This window comes from Pelagibacterium lentulum (assembly GCF_003992625.1).
Classification (GTDB): domain Bacteria; phylum Pseudomonadota; class Alphaproteobacteria; order Rhizobiales; family Devosiaceae; genus Pelagibacterium; species Pelagibacterium lentulum.
Genome location: NZ_RZMW01000049.1, coordinates 1,713 through 17,189, shown reverse-complemented (window position 1 = coordinate 17,189; position 15,477 = coordinate 1,713). Strand labels below are relative to the sequence as shown.

Annotated in this window: 13 protein-coding genes and 2 pseudogenes; 10 read left to right on the top strand and 5 right to left on the bottom strand. The window is 55.3% G+C overall.

Annotated elements, in window-relative coordinates; all coding sequences use genetic code 11:
* Window positions 1–803, bottom strand: an 803-nt coding sequence (gene istA, locus EO133_RS20085; RefSeq protein WP_127074432.1) for an IS21 family transposase, incomplete at its 3' end; no start/stop codon positions are given.
* A 366-nt stretch (window positions 804–1,169) separates the two neighbouring features.
* Window positions 1,170–2,198 carry an IS110 family RNA-guided transposase gene (locus EO133_RS20080; protein ID WP_127074431.1) on the bottom strand — a complete coding sequence of 343 codons (1,029 nt, stop codon included), beginning with the start codon at window positions 2,196–2,198 and terminating at the stop codon, window positions 1,170–1,172.
* A gap of 2 nt (window positions 2,199–2,200) precedes the next feature.
* Here EO133_RS20080 and EO133_RS20075 point away from each other — a divergent pair, with 2 nt between their 5' ends.
* The gene (locus EO133_RS20075) at window positions 2,201–2,710 is read left to right on the top strand and encodes a FadR/GntR family transcriptional regulator (RefSeq protein ID WP_127074430.1); all 510 of its coding nucleotides are present in this window, start codon (window positions 2,201–2,203) and stop codon (window positions 2,708–2,710) included.
* Between the two features lie 94 nt (window positions 2,711–2,804).
* Here the strand turns inward: EO133_RS20075 and EO133_RS20070 are convergent, their stop codons facing one another.
* A complete protein-coding gene (locus EO133_RS20070) occupies window positions 2,805–3,497 on the bottom strand; it encodes a GntR family transcriptional regulator (protein WP_127074429.1) in 693 nt (230 codons plus the stop codon).
* An 88-nt stretch (window positions 3,498–3,585) separates the two neighbouring features.
* On the opposite strand from EO133_RS20070, the gene EO133_RS20065 reads away from it, so the two are divergent.
* Genes EO133_RS20065 through EO133_RS20025 form a run of 9 tightly spaced genes read left to right on the top strand, consistent with a single transcriptional unit; the run spans window position 3,586 to window position 13,932 of the window.
* On the top strand, window positions 3,586–4,608 hold the full coding sequence (locus tag EO133_RS20065) for an Ldh family oxidoreductase (protein ID WP_127074428.1): 1,023 nt from the start codon (window positions 3,586–3,588) through the stop codon (window positions 4,606–4,608).
* Window positions 4,608–5,852 (top strand): iron-containing alcohol dehydrogenase, encoded by a 1,245-nt coding sequence (locus EO133_RS20060; protein ID WP_127074427.1) that lies wholly within the window; start codon window positions 4,608–4,610, stop codon window positions 5,850–5,852. Before EO133_RS20065 ends, EO133_RS20060 begins: the two co-directional genes overlap by 1 nt.
* 1 nt (window position 5,853) lies before the next feature.
* The gene (locus EO133_RS20055; protein ID WP_127074426.1) at window positions 5,854–7,335 is read left to right on the top strand and encodes an NAD-dependent succinate-semialdehyde dehydrogenase; all 1,482 of its coding nucleotides are present in this window, start codon (window positions 5,854–5,856) and stop codon (window positions 7,333–7,335) included.
* A gap of 23 nt (window positions 7,336–7,358) precedes the next feature.
* Complete coding sequence (locus tag EO133_RS20050) at window positions 7,359–8,492, top strand: mandelate racemase/muconate lactonizing enzyme family protein (protein ID WP_127074425.1); 1,134 nt, start codon at window positions 7,359–7,361, stop codon at window positions 8,490–8,492.
* A 24-nt stretch (window positions 8,493–8,516) separates the two neighbouring features.
* Window positions 8,517–10,124, top strand: coding sequence for an ABC transporter substrate-binding protein (locus tag EO133_RS20045; protein WP_127074424.1), 1,608 nt, complete (start codon window positions 8,517–8,519; stop codon window positions 10,122–10,124).
* Between the two features lie 21 nt (window positions 10,125–10,145).
* Window positions 10,146–11,081 carry an ABC transporter permease gene (locus tag EO133_RS20040; protein ID WP_127074423.1) on the top strand — a complete coding sequence of 312 codons (936 nt, stop codon included), beginning with the start codon at window positions 10,146–10,148 and terminating at the stop codon, window positions 11,079–11,081.
* On the top strand, window positions 11,082–11,963 hold the full coding sequence (locus EO133_RS20035; RefSeq protein ID WP_127074422.1) for an ABC transporter permease: 882 nt from the start codon (window positions 11,082–11,084) through the stop codon (window positions 11,961–11,963).
* Window positions 11,858–12,943 (top strand): ABC transporter ATP-binding protein, encoded by a 1,086-nt coding sequence (locus EO133_RS20030; RefSeq protein ID WP_345842743.1) that lies wholly within the window; start codon window positions 11,858–11,860, stop codon window positions 12,941–12,943. Before EO133_RS20035 ends, EO133_RS20030 begins: the two co-directional genes overlap by 106 nt.
* Entirely contained in the window at window positions 12,940–13,932 is a 993-nt protein-coding gene (locus EO133_RS20025) for an ABC transporter ATP-binding protein (protein WP_127074420.1), read from the top strand. Before EO133_RS20030 ends, EO133_RS20025 begins: the two co-directional genes overlap by 4 nt.
* A gap of 421 nt (window positions 13,933–14,353) precedes the next feature.
* Here EO133_RS20025 and EO133_RS20020 read toward each other — a convergent pair.
* Together EO133_RS20020 and EO133_RS20015 are read right to left on the bottom strand one after the other, a co-directional pair.
* Window positions 14,354–14,926: pseudogene (locus tag EO133_RS20020) on the bottom strand (IS3 family transposase); the annotation flags it as partial.
* A gap of 301 nt (window positions 14,927–15,227) precedes the next feature.
* Window positions 15,228–15,477 (bottom strand): annotated as a pseudogene (locus EO133_RS20015) (glutaredoxin); the annotation flags it as partial.

Sequence of the window (15,477 nt, the reverse complement as noted above, 5' to 3'; positions counted from 1 at the left end):
TTCAACTCATCGAGCGAGTTTGCACGTGGCAAGGGCTGGAAAAGCCGGTGCCGCATATCAAGCACGTTCTTTTCCACCAACCCCTTCTCCCAGCCCGCAGCGGGATTGCAGAACTCGGGCTCGAACACAAAGTGACTGGCCATGGCCGAGAACCGGGCATTGACCTGCCGGGCCTTGCCACGCCCGACCTTGTCGACCGCCGTGCGCATATTGTCATAAATGCCCCGACGCGGGATTCCGCCCAGCACGCGGAAGGCGTGATTATGGGCATCAAACAGCATCTCGTGGGTCTGGAGCAGATAGGCCCTTACCGCAAAGGCCCGGCTGTAGCAGAGCTTGAAGTGCGCGATCTGCAGCTTGACCCGCTCGCCCCCGATCAGCGCCCAGTCCTCACTCCAATCAAACTGGAAGGCTTCGCCCGGCTCGAAAGCCAGGGGAACGAAAACGCCACGGCCGGTGGTGTTCTGCTGGCGCTGGAAATCCTCTTTCCAGCGCCGGGCAAAAACCGCCACCCGACCATAGGAACCTTCAAAGCCAAGACTGACCAGATCGGCGTGGATCTGCTTGACCGTGCGCCGCTGCTTGCGCGGCTTGCGGCTCTCAGCCTTCAACCAGCCTGACAGCTTCTCGGCAAACGGATCGATCTTGCTCGGCCGCTCGGGCACCTTGAACTTCGGCTCAACCGTATCGGACCGAAGATATTTGCGAATAGTATTACGGGACAGACCTGTGCGCCGCGAAATCTCCCGGATCGAAAACCCGTCCCGGAAATGCCAGCGCCGGATAACGCTCAAAAACGCCATGTCCAACACTCCTCAATCTCCTGCCCAAAACGAGCAGGATAGCGTTCAAACATGGGTCAGTTCTCAGTGGAAATATCCCCCAATCCCGGGTCATGTATGGATGCCCCCGTTAGCGCAAGAGGTTTTCCGAACGTTCTGGACGTGTGATCGGGTGCGGTCATGTATCAGGCCTTTCATGCGGCAAATACTGACCGCTGGCCGGTATGGAGCTGTGCGGACCTGGCGCAAATCAAATCTGCGAGCTTCGATGCTCTCTGACCCGCATGCCTTTCCAGATCCTGTCTCACCGTATCCTTGTCCTTACCGTTCGCTGGCCTCCTCACACCCCGACGCTCTGACCGTGGCTGATTACCTGCGTGTATGCACTCAGGCAGCAGACAGGGCCGGAGTCCGATAATCCTCGTTCTTTGTCATCATCGCCCAGATCGACCGGGCCATCTTGTTGGCCAATGCGATCGCAACCAACATGCGCGGCTTGCGCGACAGCATCCGCCCCAACCATGAGCTTTCTGAAACACCCTTGCGGTCTGCCCAGCGGATGACGGTCATCGCGCCGATGATCAGCAGCCGACGAATATCGCGTTGCCCCATCTTCGATGTTCGGCCCAGAACCTGTTTTCCGCCACTTGAGTGCTGGCGCGGGACCAGCCCCAGCCAAGCCGCAAAGTCGCGCCCCCGCTTGAACGCTGTCATGGACGGCGCGAAAGCATCAACCGCCATTGCGGTAACGGGCCCAATTCCCGGCATGGTCATAAGCCGGACCGCACTTTGTGACCGAGCTGCTTCGAGTTTGAGCACCTTTTCCAGCGTCGCGATCCTGTCGGAAAGCACCTCGATCTGGTCAAGGTATAGGCGCGCCGTCTCCACCACCATCAGATCGAGATCGCAATCAGCTTGCTCGATGAGTGCGCCAAGCGCGGCGACATTGGTTATGCCCTGCGCTGCAATGACGCCATGCTCAGCCAAATGGGCGCGAAGGGCATTGATCAATTGCGTCCTCTGGCGAACCAGCAGGTCACGTGTTCGAAACACCATTGCTCGTGCTTGTTGCTGCTCGCTCTTGGGCTGGACAAACCGCATGGTGGGGCGACTGGCCGCTTCTGCGATCGCTTCAGCGTCGGCAGCATCGTTCTTTTGCCTCTTGACAAATGGCTTGACGTAAACCGGCGGGATCAGCCTCACGCTGTGCCCGAGCTTTCCGATCTCGCGTGCCCAGAAATGGGCTGTCGCGCAGGCTTCCATCGCCACAATGCACTTGGGCAAACCCGCCAGAACCGTCAGGACATGGCCGCGGGTTACCTTCTTGCGAAATGCAACCGTGCCGTCCGCCCGCGATCCGTGAAGCTGAAAGACCCGCTTTGCAAGGTCCACCCCAACAATGCTAACTTCGTTCATGGATGCTCTCTCCTTCAAGTGACGTTGCAAACATCACTTTGGCACATTGCGATGCCGTCGGGAGGGGGCATCCAATCCATCAGATCTCAGCGGCAATCAACATCCTCGAGGTTGAAGCGGCCCGACTTGCGGCAACAAGGCGAACTCGGGCGCAATTGGCAGATATCAAAGCGGCTAACGAGGCTCTCAAGGAACAGCTGTCCGCGGGTGAGCTGGGAAGAGATGAAGACCTTGCATTTCACGACGCGATTTCACATGCATCTGGCAACGAATATTTCGGCCACCTGCTAAACGAAATACGCAAGCCGATTGTCGGAACAGTTGCGTTGGGCCTCGAGCTAGCGCGGGATCGTAGCTCGGCGTTGCGCACGCGTGTGGTTGAGGAGCATAACTGGATCATTTCAGCTATTTCAATTCAGGACAGCGAGGGTGCGGCGACGTATATGCGGTACCATTTGTTCCAAGCCCGGGCTGGTCTAGTGGATGTGCACCATCTCAATCGCGAGAATTGAACACGATCTCCGTCTCTAAAGATATATAGTGAGACAATCAGCGACCAGATCTCGCCCACTCAAGCTGAGGCAGGTCTCAGCGCAGGTTTGAAGTTTAGTCGGCACTAATCACTGCGTGGATGAAGCGTGCCTTGGATTTCTCGATATGAACGCGCATTGCTTTTTCTGCGGCAACCGCGTTTCGCGCGTCGATAGCAGCAATGATCTCGCCGTGCTCGATCGAGGCTTCTGACGTCGCCAGCGAATGATAGAACAGCCTGAATAGGTGCACGTGAATGTGTAATCGGGCTAGTGAGTCTTGTACAAGTTCGTTGCCGGCACCCTGGGCGACTAGATCGTGAAACTCACTGTCACGTTGTGCAAATCGACTATAGGCTGAACGCGGATCCTCTTTTCCGGTCGGTTCCATTTCGCCAGCAAGTCGTTTCAGATTGGCAACTGCCGCATCTGACATGTGTTGGGCCGCCTGAGCTGCGGCATACGGCTCGAGCAGCATGCGCAACTCGTATAGCTGCTCAAATCGCTTTCGATCCATTTGGCTTGCCGCCGAGTATCCAACAAGGTGTGTCTTGAGGACGAGACCCTGCGCTTCGAGGCGCGACAGCGCCTCGCGGATTGGTGTCTGGGAAACACCAAGCTCCCGGACGAGGTTGTCAACAGAAATCCGGCCGCCAGGGGGGATTTTGAGGCTCATAAGTTGCGCGTAAATTGCGTTGTAGACTTCTTCGCCCAAGCGCGGCGGCCGCTTTATGCCTGTTCCTTGCTGCTCCTGACCGTTTGCGCCCATGTTTTGTCTTTCAGTGGTTGACGTGCGTGAGCATTAGCATCATAGTCGCCACAAGACAATAATATATCCGATAGGATTTTATATCGTGATGTTGATAGACGCAGACAAGGCGCGAGATACAATGATCCGGGCCCTTGTTGGAGCAGGGGTAACTGAGGAGGGGGCTTGGATTCAGTCCGAGGTCCTTTTGGAGGCCGAACTGCGAGGATTGGCGTCGCACGGGCTGATGCGCCTTCCCAGACTAATTGAACGAATAGCCAATGGTGTTGCTGACCCTAAAGTTACGGGCTCACACCAATGGTTGCGTTCCACTTTTCTTGAAGTTGACGGGCAGGCTGGGCTGGGGCCGGTAGTAGCGATGGCTGCATTGTCCCAGGTGCGTAAACGCGCAGCTGAATGTGGGAGCGCGATTGCGGCTATTCGGAACTCCAATCATCTCGGCATGCTCGGATATTATGCTGAAAATGTCGCTGAGCAGGGACAGACGCTCATTGGCCTGTCGACAAGCGAAGCGCTGGTGCATCCTTGGGGTGGTCGAACCGCCATGCTCGGGACCAATCCCATTGCCATTGGTCTGCCGACCGAGAGTGGGGCCTTTGTTGTGGACACCGCCACCAGTATCGTCTCCATGGGCAAGATTCACGACCATGCCCAAAGGGGAGAGCCCATCCCCGATCACTGGGCTTTGGACGAGGATGGAAATCCCACGACCGACCCAGTTCGAGCCAAGAATGGCTCGATCGCACCGTTTGGCGAAGCAAAGGGTTACGCACTTGGCCTTGCTATCGAATTGCTCGTCGGAAATCTTGCCCAAGCTGCGCTGGGAAGAGATGTTCGCGGAACGCTGGACTCAACTGAGACCTGCAACAAGGGCGATGTCTTCATCGTTATTGATGGACCAGCTGGCCAACTCGCCCCGTATTTGGAGCAACTCCGACAAACCCCTCCTGCAGACGGTTTCGACGCTGTGCGCATACCTGGTGATCGGTCAAAAAGCCTAAGATCTGAAAGAATGCATGATGGTCTGCCGGTTGAAGACCGCGTTTGGGCGCAGATTCGTCAGCTGGCCGAAGTGGGTCATGATCAACCCAGCCCACGGAGACCAATGTAATGATTTTTGGTGTGCAGCGAAGCCCCGAGTACATCGTGTTCGGCAATGGTCAGCGGCAAAGTGCACCGCGCTACGCCAAACAGTTCGGCTCGGTAGCGTTGATCGTCACCGATGAGCGCATGCGGAAATCGGCCGATATCAGTGAACTTGTGCAGGGATTGAATGCGCAAGGGGTTACCTCGTCGGTATTTCATGGGGTCCTTCCTGAGCTGCCGATTGAATGCCTTGACGCCGGCGTTGATCAGGGGCTCAAACTGTCCGCCGACGTTGTGATCGGGATCGGTGGCGGCAGTTGTATCGATGCAGCCAAGGTGATTGCGTTGCTATTACGCCATGGAGGCAAGCCGGCCGACTATTACGGAGAATTCAAGATCCCAGGTCCGGTCGTGCCTATAATCGCCATACCGACTACGTCGGGAACCGGATCGGAAGCAACGCCGGTGGCTGTGGTAGGGGATCATGAGCGGGCTGTCAAAGTAGGCATAGCAAGCCCATATCTGGTTCCTGTCGTCGCAATTTGCGATCCCGAGCTTACTTATACCTGCCCAGCAACGCTCACGGCTGTTTCAGGGGCGGATGCTCTTACTCACGCGATCGAAGCGTATACCAACACGCCAAGAGATGGTTCGTCGGATTTAGCCCATGAACACGTTTTTGTCGGCAAAAACGTGTTGAGCGATCATCACGCTCTCCTAGCCATTCGACACATCAGTACAAGCTTGGAGCGCGCCTATAGGGACGTGACTGATCGGAACGCCCGCGAATCGTTGATGCTGGGATCGCTCGCTGCCGGACTGGCATTTGGCGTTGCCGGCACTGCAGCGGCGCATGCCATCCAATACCCGGTGGGGGCACTCACAAACACGCCGCACGGAGCAGGGGTAGCGGTCATGCTGCCGTATGTCATGCAGTTTAATGCTCCGTACTGCGGCAGCGCTCTGGCCGAGATTGCCATAGCAATGGGCGTCAGCGAACCTGGCGCCAGCATCAGCGAAAATGCCCAGGCTGCGATAGAACACACAGCACGATTGATGAAGGCAATTGGTATCCCGGAAACCCTTGAGAGCCTTGGGTTGTCGCGATCAGATGTGGAATGGGTCGCAAGCCAAGCACTCTCTGCCACTCGTCTCGTCAAGAACAATCCCCGCCCCCTGGATCTCGCTGGAATGAGAATGCTGGTCAAGGCGGCTTTTGACGGTGATCGGCCGGCACTTCAGGACACACAGCAGACAAAGGCAAGTTGATATGACCGCGCATTTCGCAATCGATAACGAACTCCTTCGACTTGGCGATACTCCAGTGCCCACAGGGCTCTACATCGATGGGGAGTGGCGAAAGGGTAACGGCGGGGAAGCCATTCCGGTTGTCGATCCTTCGACTGGCAATGTGATCACTCATGTTGAAAATGCTAGCGTGGCCGATGCCATGGCCGCGCTGGAGGTTGCGCACGACAGGGCTCCTTCGTGGTCCCGGACAGCGCCGCGGGAACGGGCAGAAGTATTGCGTCGTTGCTTTGAGTTGATGATCGAACGGCAGGACATCATCGCAGAATTGATTTCGCTCGAAAATGGCAAGTCGCTTGCAGACGCCCTCGGAGAGGTTCGCTATGCAGCAGAATTTTTCAGATGGTTTGCCGAAGAAGCAGTTCGCCTCAACGGGGAGATATACCCAGCGCCCTCTGGTGCAAATCGGATCATAGTAGAGCATCAGCCCATCGGTGTCTCCATCCTGGTCACGCCGTGGAATTTCCCGGCCGCAATGGCGACCCGCAAAATCGCTCCGGCCCTGGCGGCGGGCTGCACCTGCATACTCAAGCCTGCCAGTGAAACTCCACTTACTGCAAATTATCTCGCCGACCTCTATGCGGAAGCGGGTGTCCCGCGCGGCGTCGTCAACGTGTTGACCACAGCGCATTCGGGCAAGGTTGTCGGCGCGCTACTCGACGACGCCCGGGTTCGCAAATTGTCCTTTACCGGTTCCACAGAGGTGGGCCGTGTTCTCTTGGCGGCTGCGGCAAAATCGGTCGTGTCTTGCTCAATGGAACTCGGAGGAAATGCGCCTTTCATTGTTCTCGATGATGCCGATATCGATGACGCACTCGCGGGGGCAATGATTGCAAAGATGCGCAATGGTGGCGAGGCGTGCACCGCCGCCAACCGGTTCTATGTTCACGACACGGTCCATGATGCATTTGCAAACGGCTTAGCTGAACGTATGGGTGGGCTCGATATCGGCATCGCCTACGACAAGCAGACTGAGTGTGGGCCGGTGATCAACCGGGCGGCTGTGACCCGTTTGCATGAACTGGTCGAAGATGCTGTCGCCAAGGGCGCTACTATCCTTGTTGGCGGTGCCCCCCTTGACCGCCCTGGGTTTTTCTTTCCGCCAACGGTGCTCACCAATGTTCGCTCTGACGCGAGAATCTTGCGCGAGGAAATCTTCGGGCCGATTGCGCCTATTGTTCGGTTCGGTAGTGATGAAGATGTCGTTAGGCAGGCCAACGACACTGAGTTTGGGCTGATCTCATACCTGTTTACCCGCGACCTCGCTCGCGGACTGGCCCTCTCAGAGCAGCTTGAGAGTGGGATGGTTGGTCTTAACCGGGGATTGGTGTCGGATCCAGCAGCGCCTTTCGGTGGGGTCAAACAAAGCGGACTTGGGCGGGAAGGCGCCCATCACGGCATCCTTGAATTCACAGAAACCAAATACATCGCCGCCAATTGGTGAGCGCTTCGACAAGGGAGAAGGACATGAAGATAAAGCGCATCGAAACGTTTCAAGTGGCGTGGGGTGACATTGGCAGCTCGGTGAAGACAGCTTTATCCCCGGCGCGCAGCGCATTCGTCCGGATTGAAACAGAGGACGGCTTATTTGGAATGGGCGAAGCGTCGCCAATGTACGGTGGCCTGGCCTCGTTGACGATAATCGCCAACCACATGGCACCCGAATTGCTTGGCAAGGACCCTCTCGACCATGCTGTGCTACTCGATACGCTCTGGCACAAATGCGTCAAGCTCGGTCCGGAGGGGGCGGCCACGGCCGCACTTGCAGCGCTTGATGTCGCGCTTTGGGACCTCAAAGGCAAAGCACTTGAACTGCCTATTTACAAACTGCTTGGTGGGGCGTGGCGAAAGCAAATGCCATCCTACGCATCGATTGGCGGCAATGCCTGGCGCTCGATTGACGAAGTTCTAGCCATTGTCGAGCGGCGTGTGTCTAAAGAAAACCCTGCCGCCGTTAAGATTCGTTGGGACGGCGACCGCACCAAACAGGACGTCGATATCGCCGGTGACATCGCTAAAGCCCGCGCCGTTCGTAAATTGCTTGGCGACGACTTCGTCCTCGGATTTGACGCCAACAATGGCTATTCGGTTGGGGGCGCGATCAAGGTCGGTCGTGCACTAGAGGACTTGGGATACACTTGGTTCGAAGAGCCCATACAGCACTATAATGTCTCTGGCATGGGCGAAGTCGCCCAGCGGCTCGACATAACGGTCTCGGCCGGCGAACAGACATATACGCTTCAAGCCCTCAAGGATCTGATAAATGCCGGGGTGCGCATGGTGCAACCGGACATTACCAAAATGGGTGGTATTACCGGGCTCATGCAGTGTGCTGCTCTTGCGCATGCTCACGGAGTGGAACTGGTCCCCCACCAGACCCAGCCCTCAATTGGCCACTTGGCCAATCTGCATGTGCTTTCGACAGTAATGCACCTGAGCAAACCGGTCGAACTGGCAGATGGATGGGAACGCGCCGGCCAAATCTTCAACAATCCGTCGCAGGCCGTAGATGGCCTCTTTGCCTTACCCGAAGCACCAGGCCTGGGCATGGAGTTCGATGCAGAGGAAATGAATCGACGTTCGATACCTATTACAGCTTAGAAATCCCAACGACAGGAGGAGATCATGGGAATTTCGAGACGGGCCTTTTTGGCTCAAGCGAGTGCCTTGGGCGCTGTAGCTAGCGTTGGCTTTAACGTCAACATTGCCCAGGCCCAGCAAAGCGACACGATCACCATCGCTCTGGCCGCGCGTGCTCCGAACGGTGTAAACCCTCAACAGACAGGGCTTACCGGAGGCGACAACTGGGCGATCCATCAGGTATTTAATACCCTTGTGAAGGCGGACCCCGGCACATTCGCGACGACGCCTGAGGAATTTCGACCGTCGCTGGCGGAAAGCTGGGAAAGCAGTGATGACGCCCGAACCTGGACGTATCACCTGCGGCGCGGTGTAGAATTTCACGGGGGATACGGGGAGATGACTGCCGCCGACGTCTTATTCACCTTCGGTCGTCAACTCGATCCTTCAATCGTAACCAATGGCAAAGTCCTCTATCAAAATATTCAAGGAGTGGAAGCACCAGACGACTACACTGTCGTATTCACCCTGGAACGACCCGACCCTTTGTTTAACGGAAGTTGCATTGCGACGTTACCGGCAAACATCATCAGTCGTGCTGCTTTCGAAGAACGCGGAGATGAGTTCAATCATTCGCCGGTGGGCACGGGACCGTATGAAGTGGTTGATTTCAGCACCGACGGCATCGTTTTGCAGGCGTTTGAAGATCATTTCGATGGTATTGCAGCCACTCCGAACCTGCGGATCGCCTTTATTGCTGACACAACAGCACGAACGCTGGCTTTTGCCTCCGGCGAAGTGGACATGATTGAAGGTGTGCGGTCTCCAGGCTGGATTCCTCAGATGCAGCAACGGTCAGCAGACACAATATTTGATGCCACAGCTCCAGGTAGTTTCAATTCTCTGCACCTCAACCTTACTCAAGCGCCCCTTGACGACCTTCGGGTGCGTCAAGCAATTCGATACGCAATCAATAATGAACAGATTGCGGCCGCCTATGGAGAGTTGGCAACGCCTATGGTGGGGGTTATTGCGTCTCAATTTCCTGGGTCTGTTTCCAAGGAGTCTTTGCCTGAAAACCTTCGTTACGAGCACAACATTGAGCGTGCTCGGGAACTGTTGGCGGAGGCAGGCTATCCCGATGGAGTGATGATCTCGGCCTTCACCAGTCAGCGCGAAGACTACGCTTCGATCATGCTGATTGTTCAAGAGCAGTTGCGGGCAGCTGGTATTGAACTTGATTTACAGATTATCGATCACTCCACATTCCATGCGGACAATCGATCGGCGCGCAATGCAATGCCATTACAGTCTTCAAGTTATCCGCCCGTGCCGACCCAGCCGCTGCTGCAGTGGTTGTCGGCCAGTGCCGTCGTGCAACCTGATGGCACCGGGCAGAACAACTTTAGTCACTATGGCGTAGCAATTGACGGGGTCGACGATCTTCTTGAGCAGGTTCAGGATGAACCCGACTTTGAGCGGCGCATCGCATTGGTCGAGGAGATCGAGCAAAAGGTTCTGACCGATCTGCCTCTGCTGGGCATCATAACGTTGTCGTACGTCATCGCGCGCAATCCTAGAATTGACCTCGGTTTCGAGGTGCAATCTGGTTACGCCTACTGGCCGCTCAATCAGGCAAGAGTCGTTTCCTAAAAGCTAAGGAGGGTCACGGATATGATCCGTATGATCGGCATTCGGCTGTTCGATACAATACCTACAGTTCTGCTGGTACTGACGCTCGTCTTTGTGGCCCTCCGGCTTCTACCTGGCGATCCTGCATTAGTGGCATTGGGAGACTATGCAACGCCAGAGCAACTAAATTTGTTTCGCGAACAGATGGGACTCAATGCCCCGCTGTGGTTGCAGTACATCACCTTTACTTGGAACATGATAACGCTCGACTTTGGCCGTTCGTTGATCTCCAATGTTCCCGTGGTCGATATTCTCGCACGCAATTTGCCGTACACCATAGAGTTGACTGTTGTCGCCACCGGCATGGGCCTGCTTGCAGGCATACCCTTGGGCGTTATGGCAGCGGTCTACCGCAACAAGGCGCCAGATAACGGGGTGCGGGCATTCTCGCTGGTTGGGTATGCAATCCCTGATTTCTATCTCGGTGCGGTTCTGCTCATTGTTTTCGCCTTGAACCTTGGATGGTTTCCGATCAGCGGCGGGGGGCACGATTTCGCCAGCCGAATGCACCACATTTTCTTACCTGCCGTCACATTGGCAATGGTTAAGTCGGCTTTCATCGGCCGCTTGACGAGAACCTCGCTGCTTGAGGTTCTGGGAAGGGACTATGTACGCACAGCCCGAGCCAAAGGCGCGCGAGAAGGACGTGTCATCTTTCGTCATGGATTGCGCAATGCATTGTTGCCGGTCACCACAGGCTTGGGATTAAGTCTTCTCGCAACCCTATCAGGCTCTGTCGCCATTGAGCTCGTTTTCAACCGTCCGGGGATTGGCAGTGTTCTCATAAATGCCATTGCCGAGCGCGATTATCCGGTCATCCAGGCGGGTGTGGTGGTCTTTGCGTTCTTCGTCGTACTGATCAATCTTCTCATCGATCTCGCTTACATCGCGATCGATCCCAGAATACGGGTGAAATAAATGACCGCACTTCCCAGCACGCGCCTGACCTCGGCGCCGGACTCGCGCACGCTGTTTGTTATCAAGACCGTGTTTCTGGGCAATCCTGTGACGATGGTTGCAGCCCTTGTCATTTTCATTTTCATCTGTGTGGCAATACTTGCGCCACTTATCGCCCCATACGATCCGCTTGCGCAGAGCTACCTAACAATCAATATCTATCCTAGCGCCGAGCATTGGTTAGGTACCGATCAATTCGGACGCGATGTATTGTCCAGGTTGATCTATGGCTCGAGAAACTCTCTTATTTTTGGAATAACTGCACCTTTTTTAGCTGCCATTATTGGAACAACATTGGGAGTAACAGCTGGTTATTTCGGCGGATTGGTAGATCGACTTGTCACGCGCCTAATCGATCTCTTGCTCGCCTTTCCCGAACTTCTTTTGGCGATCATCATCATGGCGGCGCTAGGAGGGGGATTCTGGAACATCATCGTGGTGCTGACAATTGCGTTTGTTCCGGGGTTCGCGCGGGTTGCACGAGCATCGACCCTAGCAGTTAAGCAAGAGCCGTATGTGGAGGCCGCCATCTCGGTGGGGGTGCGGACTCCGACAATTATCATTCGTCATATCGTGCCCAATATTGCCGCTCCGATTGTTGTTTTGATGACTTTGTGGGTAGCATCAGCAATCAGGCTCGAAGCAGCGTTGAGCTTCCTGGGAATCGGCACACGCCCACCCCATCCGAGTTGGGGCAATATCATACGGGATGGCCTCAACAATATTTTTGGTTCGCCATGGCCAATCATCGGTGCGGGCCTCGCGATCACTGTGGTCGTTTTGTCTTTCAATTTGATCGGCGATGCGGTTCGGGATGTATTGGATCCGGAGGGCGGCGAATGAGTAGAGCTTTACTTAAGGTCGAAAACCTCAGTGTGGACTTTGGGCCTGTTTCAAACCCCATCCGAGTTTTAAACGACGTCAGTTTCTCGGTCGGCCGTGGGCAAGCGGTTGGCTTGGTTGGCGAATCGGGCTCCGGTAAATCGATCACCTCTCTGTCAATCTTACGACTTGTACCCGAACCGCCAGGACATATCGCTGCAGGCCGTGTTGAGTTCGATGGCTGCGACCTGCTCAAATTGCCGCGAAACAAGATGCCGGAAATTCGGGGTCGCGATATCGCGATGATCTTTCAGGAACCGATGAGTTCGCTCAATCCTGTTATGGCCATTGGCGATCAAATTGGAGAGGCCATCAAGCTACATAGAGCGCTAGATAGCTCACGTCGCCGTGAAAGAGTTATCGAACTGCTAAAACTGGTAGGAATGCCCGATCCGGTATCAAGGCTGGGCTCTTATCCTCACCAGTTCTCGGGCGGTATGCGCCAAAGGGTTATGATTGCAATGGCTTTGGCTTGCGATCCCAAGCTCCTGATAGCTGACGAACCGACCACCGCTCTGGACGTGACTATTCAAGCGCAAGTGCTCGAATTGATGAAGAAAATCCGCAGTGAGGTCAATAGCTCAATCCTGCTGATTTCTCACGATCTCGGAGTGATAGCTGATATCTGCGATCGCGTCGTGGTCATGTATGCGGGACGGGTCGTGGAGGATGGGGACGTTAAATCGATATTCCGCACCCCTAAGCATCCCTATACCCAGGGACTGCTTCAGGCGGTTCCTCGTTTGGCCGATGACCGGGAACGGCTTTATCAGATTGCCGGCTCGGTGCCCGCGGCCGGCTCGATAAAGCAAGGTTGTCCTTTTTTTGCACGCTGTTCACTGCGCCAGAACCGCTGTCAGGAACAGATGCCGCCCATGTTTCAGTTCGGTTCGGAACATAGTGCAGCTTGTTGGGTCACTGCGGAGGAGGAAGTGTCGTGAATGACGTACTCGTAAAAGCCGAAGGTGTGACGAAGTTCTTTGGCGGTGAAGGTCGGCTATTCAGTAAAGAGAAAACGCCACAGGTTCGTGCTGTGGACGGCGTGAGCTTTGAAATGTTTGCCGGAGAGACCCTGGCTGTGGTTGGGGAATCGGGTTGTGGAAAATCCACACTGGGTCGGCTTTTACTGCGCCTGTTGGAACCAACAGGTGGACGCATAGAAATTGACGGAACTGATCTTACGCAGATTTCGAAGGAGGCGTTGCGCAATTCACGCCGTAAGATGCAAATGGTATTTCAGGACCCCTATGGCTCGTTGAGCCCGCGGCGCACGATCGCTGAGATAATCGCCGAGCCGCTTGAAGTATTCGAGCCTTCCATGTCTTCTCGTGCGCGTCGAGAGCGAGTGGCGGACTTACTCGAGCAGGTTGGCCTTTCCCCCGATATCATGGATCGGCGACCGCGCCAGTTCTCCGGTGGTCAGCGTCAGCGTATTGGGATCGCACGGGCAATTGCGTTGAATCCGGCACTCATTGTTGCTGACGAGCCAGTTTCCGCGCTCGATGTTTCGGTGCAAGCGCAGATAGTAAACCTGCTTCAGGATTTGCAACAGGACAAGGGGTTCTCATACTTTTTTGTGGCGCACGATCTCGCAGTGGTTCGCCACATCGCCGACAGAGTCATGGTGATGTATCTTGGGCGTGTTGTTGAAATCGGACCCAAGTCGAAAATTTACGCCGCCCCTCAACATCCTTATACGCAGGCGCTGCTGTCGGCAGCACCTGAGCCCGATCCAGAGGGCAATACAAAACGCATAATTCTGCAGGGTGATGTCCCTAGCCCGACAAAGGTGCCATCCGGATGCAGCTTTAGAACCAGATGTCCACTAGCCCAGCCGATTTGCTCTTCGGAACGGCCAGAACTCAGGCAAGTGGCCGAAGGGCAATTGGCCGCTTGTCATTTTGCGGAAACCAATCCAATTCGGCAGTGATCGAAGATAACAGATTCCTTTCAGGATTGCGTGGCCACCCCGTTTTTCGATGGCTCATGGAATTCCAGTTACAAGGAGTTTCCCTAGAGAAGACGATCTATCGCGATTGGGCCGCCTTCGCAATCATGATGCCGAGCACAGCAACTCAAGACTCTGCGAAAGGAGTGCTGACCGATCGCGATTAAATGGCTTGGCTTCCGATAGATTTCGGCGATGACACAGTCGAGGTCGATGTGGCAAGCGTCTTTGTTCCTGACGCCTCTAAATACGCGCAAGCATTTATGGCTTAGCCTTCCCTTCGGCCATCAAATGCACGGGACGATGATCAGGTTGGGCGCAGTCACACCGTTCAATAGGTGGCCTATCCTGATTTCCCATTTCATCGGTTGCGCAAAGAAGAGCCGGAAAAATACGAAACTTACTTGGCCAAGAGCTGATTGGGCCGCGCCCTTGACTGGAAGCTTGTTCTCCAGATCAGCTCGGACTTGATTGTCTTGAAGACGGTTTCGACCATTGCATTGTCATAACAATTACCTTTTCCGCTCATTGAAGCGATGACGCCGTTCTCCTCAAGCACAGCCAGGTAGTCATAGGCACAATATTCGCTGCCGCGATCGGAATGATGGAGAAGCCGGCGCGATGGGCGGCGGATAGCAATTGCTCGTTTCAAAGCACTGATCGCCAAGTCCTTCTTGAGCCGGTCACTGGTTGCCCATCCCACGATGCGCCGGGAGTAAAGATCGAGTACAATCGCCGATTGAGCCAACCCTCATTGGTCCAGATATAACTGATATCAGCTCCCCACTTCTGATCTGGCCCCTTGCAAAAGAAGTCCTAGGCCAGCAAGTTGGCGGCCACCGGGCCGCCGTGATGGCTATCGGTGGTTTTCTTGAAGCGCCGCTTTTTGCAATGCCTTCAGCCCATTCTCCCTCATGAGACGAGCGATGCGATGACGACCGACGGACAATCCATCTTCCGTCAGTTCACCATGCATTGCGAGTTCCGTATTTCTAGCCGCTACCATCAGACACATTATCATAGCAGTAAGATTTCGCAGAAAATCGTGTTTTTTGTATGTGTTATCGCGCTACAGCGTACGGCTTGGTAGCGGAGGACCGCTACCGCCAATCCCCACACCTACCGGATATACGCTACAGGCTGAGATTTTACTCTCGGCTTCTGGCGGCTTAGATATGCTTGCCGCCTGGCCCGACTGATTCTGCCGTTGTTCCCCGAAGTCGATTGAGCACTTGCAACGAGAATCCAGGTCACCTCATGGCTCATATCGAAATCCGCTACATGCCATGACGAACAGGCATCCATACGGCCATCGCGATCATCATGAGGTTCTCTGTCAGTGAGACGAAGCCCAGCGGCACGTTAGAGCCGCCCCCCACGCAAGCGCATTTGAGTTCGCGCTTGTCGACATAAACATCCTTGAACACAGATGCAGCACCAACCGAGCCGATGAACAACGCGAGAGGGACGGAGAGCCACATGAGCGCGCCGGCCAGCATCAAGAGGCCCGCAAGCGTTTCGGCGAAG

Excerpts from the sequence above, each read along its gene's own strand:
- EO133_RS20080 (WP_127074431.1), bottom strand. The coding sequence starts at position 2,198 with ATGAACGAAGTTAGCATTGTTGGGGTGGACCTTGCAAAGCGGGTCTTT.
- EO133_RS20040 (WP_127074423.1), top strand. The coding sequence starts at position 10,146 with ATGATCCGTATGATCGGCATTCGGCTGTTCGATACAATACCTACAGTT.
- EO133_RS20055 (WP_127074426.1), top strand. The coding sequence starts at position 5,854 with ATGACCGCGCATTTCGCAATCGATAACGAACTCCTTCGACTTGGCGAT.
- EO133_RS20065 (WP_127074428.1), top strand. The coding sequence starts at position 3,586 with ATGTTGATAGACGCAGACAAGGCGCGAGATACAATGATCCGGGCCCTT.
- EO133_RS20050 (WP_127074425.1), top strand. The coding sequence starts at position 7,359 with ATGAAGATAAAGCGCATCGAAACGTTTCAAGTGGCGTGGGGTGACATT.
- EO133_RS20035 (WP_127074422.1), top strand. The coding sequence starts at position 11,082 with ATGACCGCACTTCCCAGCACGCGCCTGACCTCGGCGCCGGACTCGCGC.
- EO133_RS20060 (WP_127074427.1), top strand. The coding sequence starts at position 4,608 with ATGATTTTTGGTGTGCAGCGAAGCCCCGAGTACATCGTGTTCGGCAAT.
- EO133_RS20030 (WP_345842743.1), top strand. The coding sequence starts at position 11,858 with ATGGCCAATCATCGGTGCGGGCCTCGCGATCACTGTGGTCGTTTTGTC.
- EO133_RS20045 (WP_127074424.1), top strand. The coding sequence starts at position 8,517 with ATGGGAATTTCGAGACGGGCCTTTTTGGCTCAAGCGAGTGCCTTGGGC.
- EO133_RS20075 (WP_127074430.1), top strand. The coding sequence starts at position 2,201 with ATGCTCTCTCCTTCAAGTGACGTTGCAAACATCACTTTGGCACATTGC.
- EO133_RS20070 (WP_127074429.1), bottom strand. The coding sequence starts at position 3,497 with ATGGGCGCAAACGGTCAGGAGCAGCAAGGAACAGGCATAAAGCGGCCG.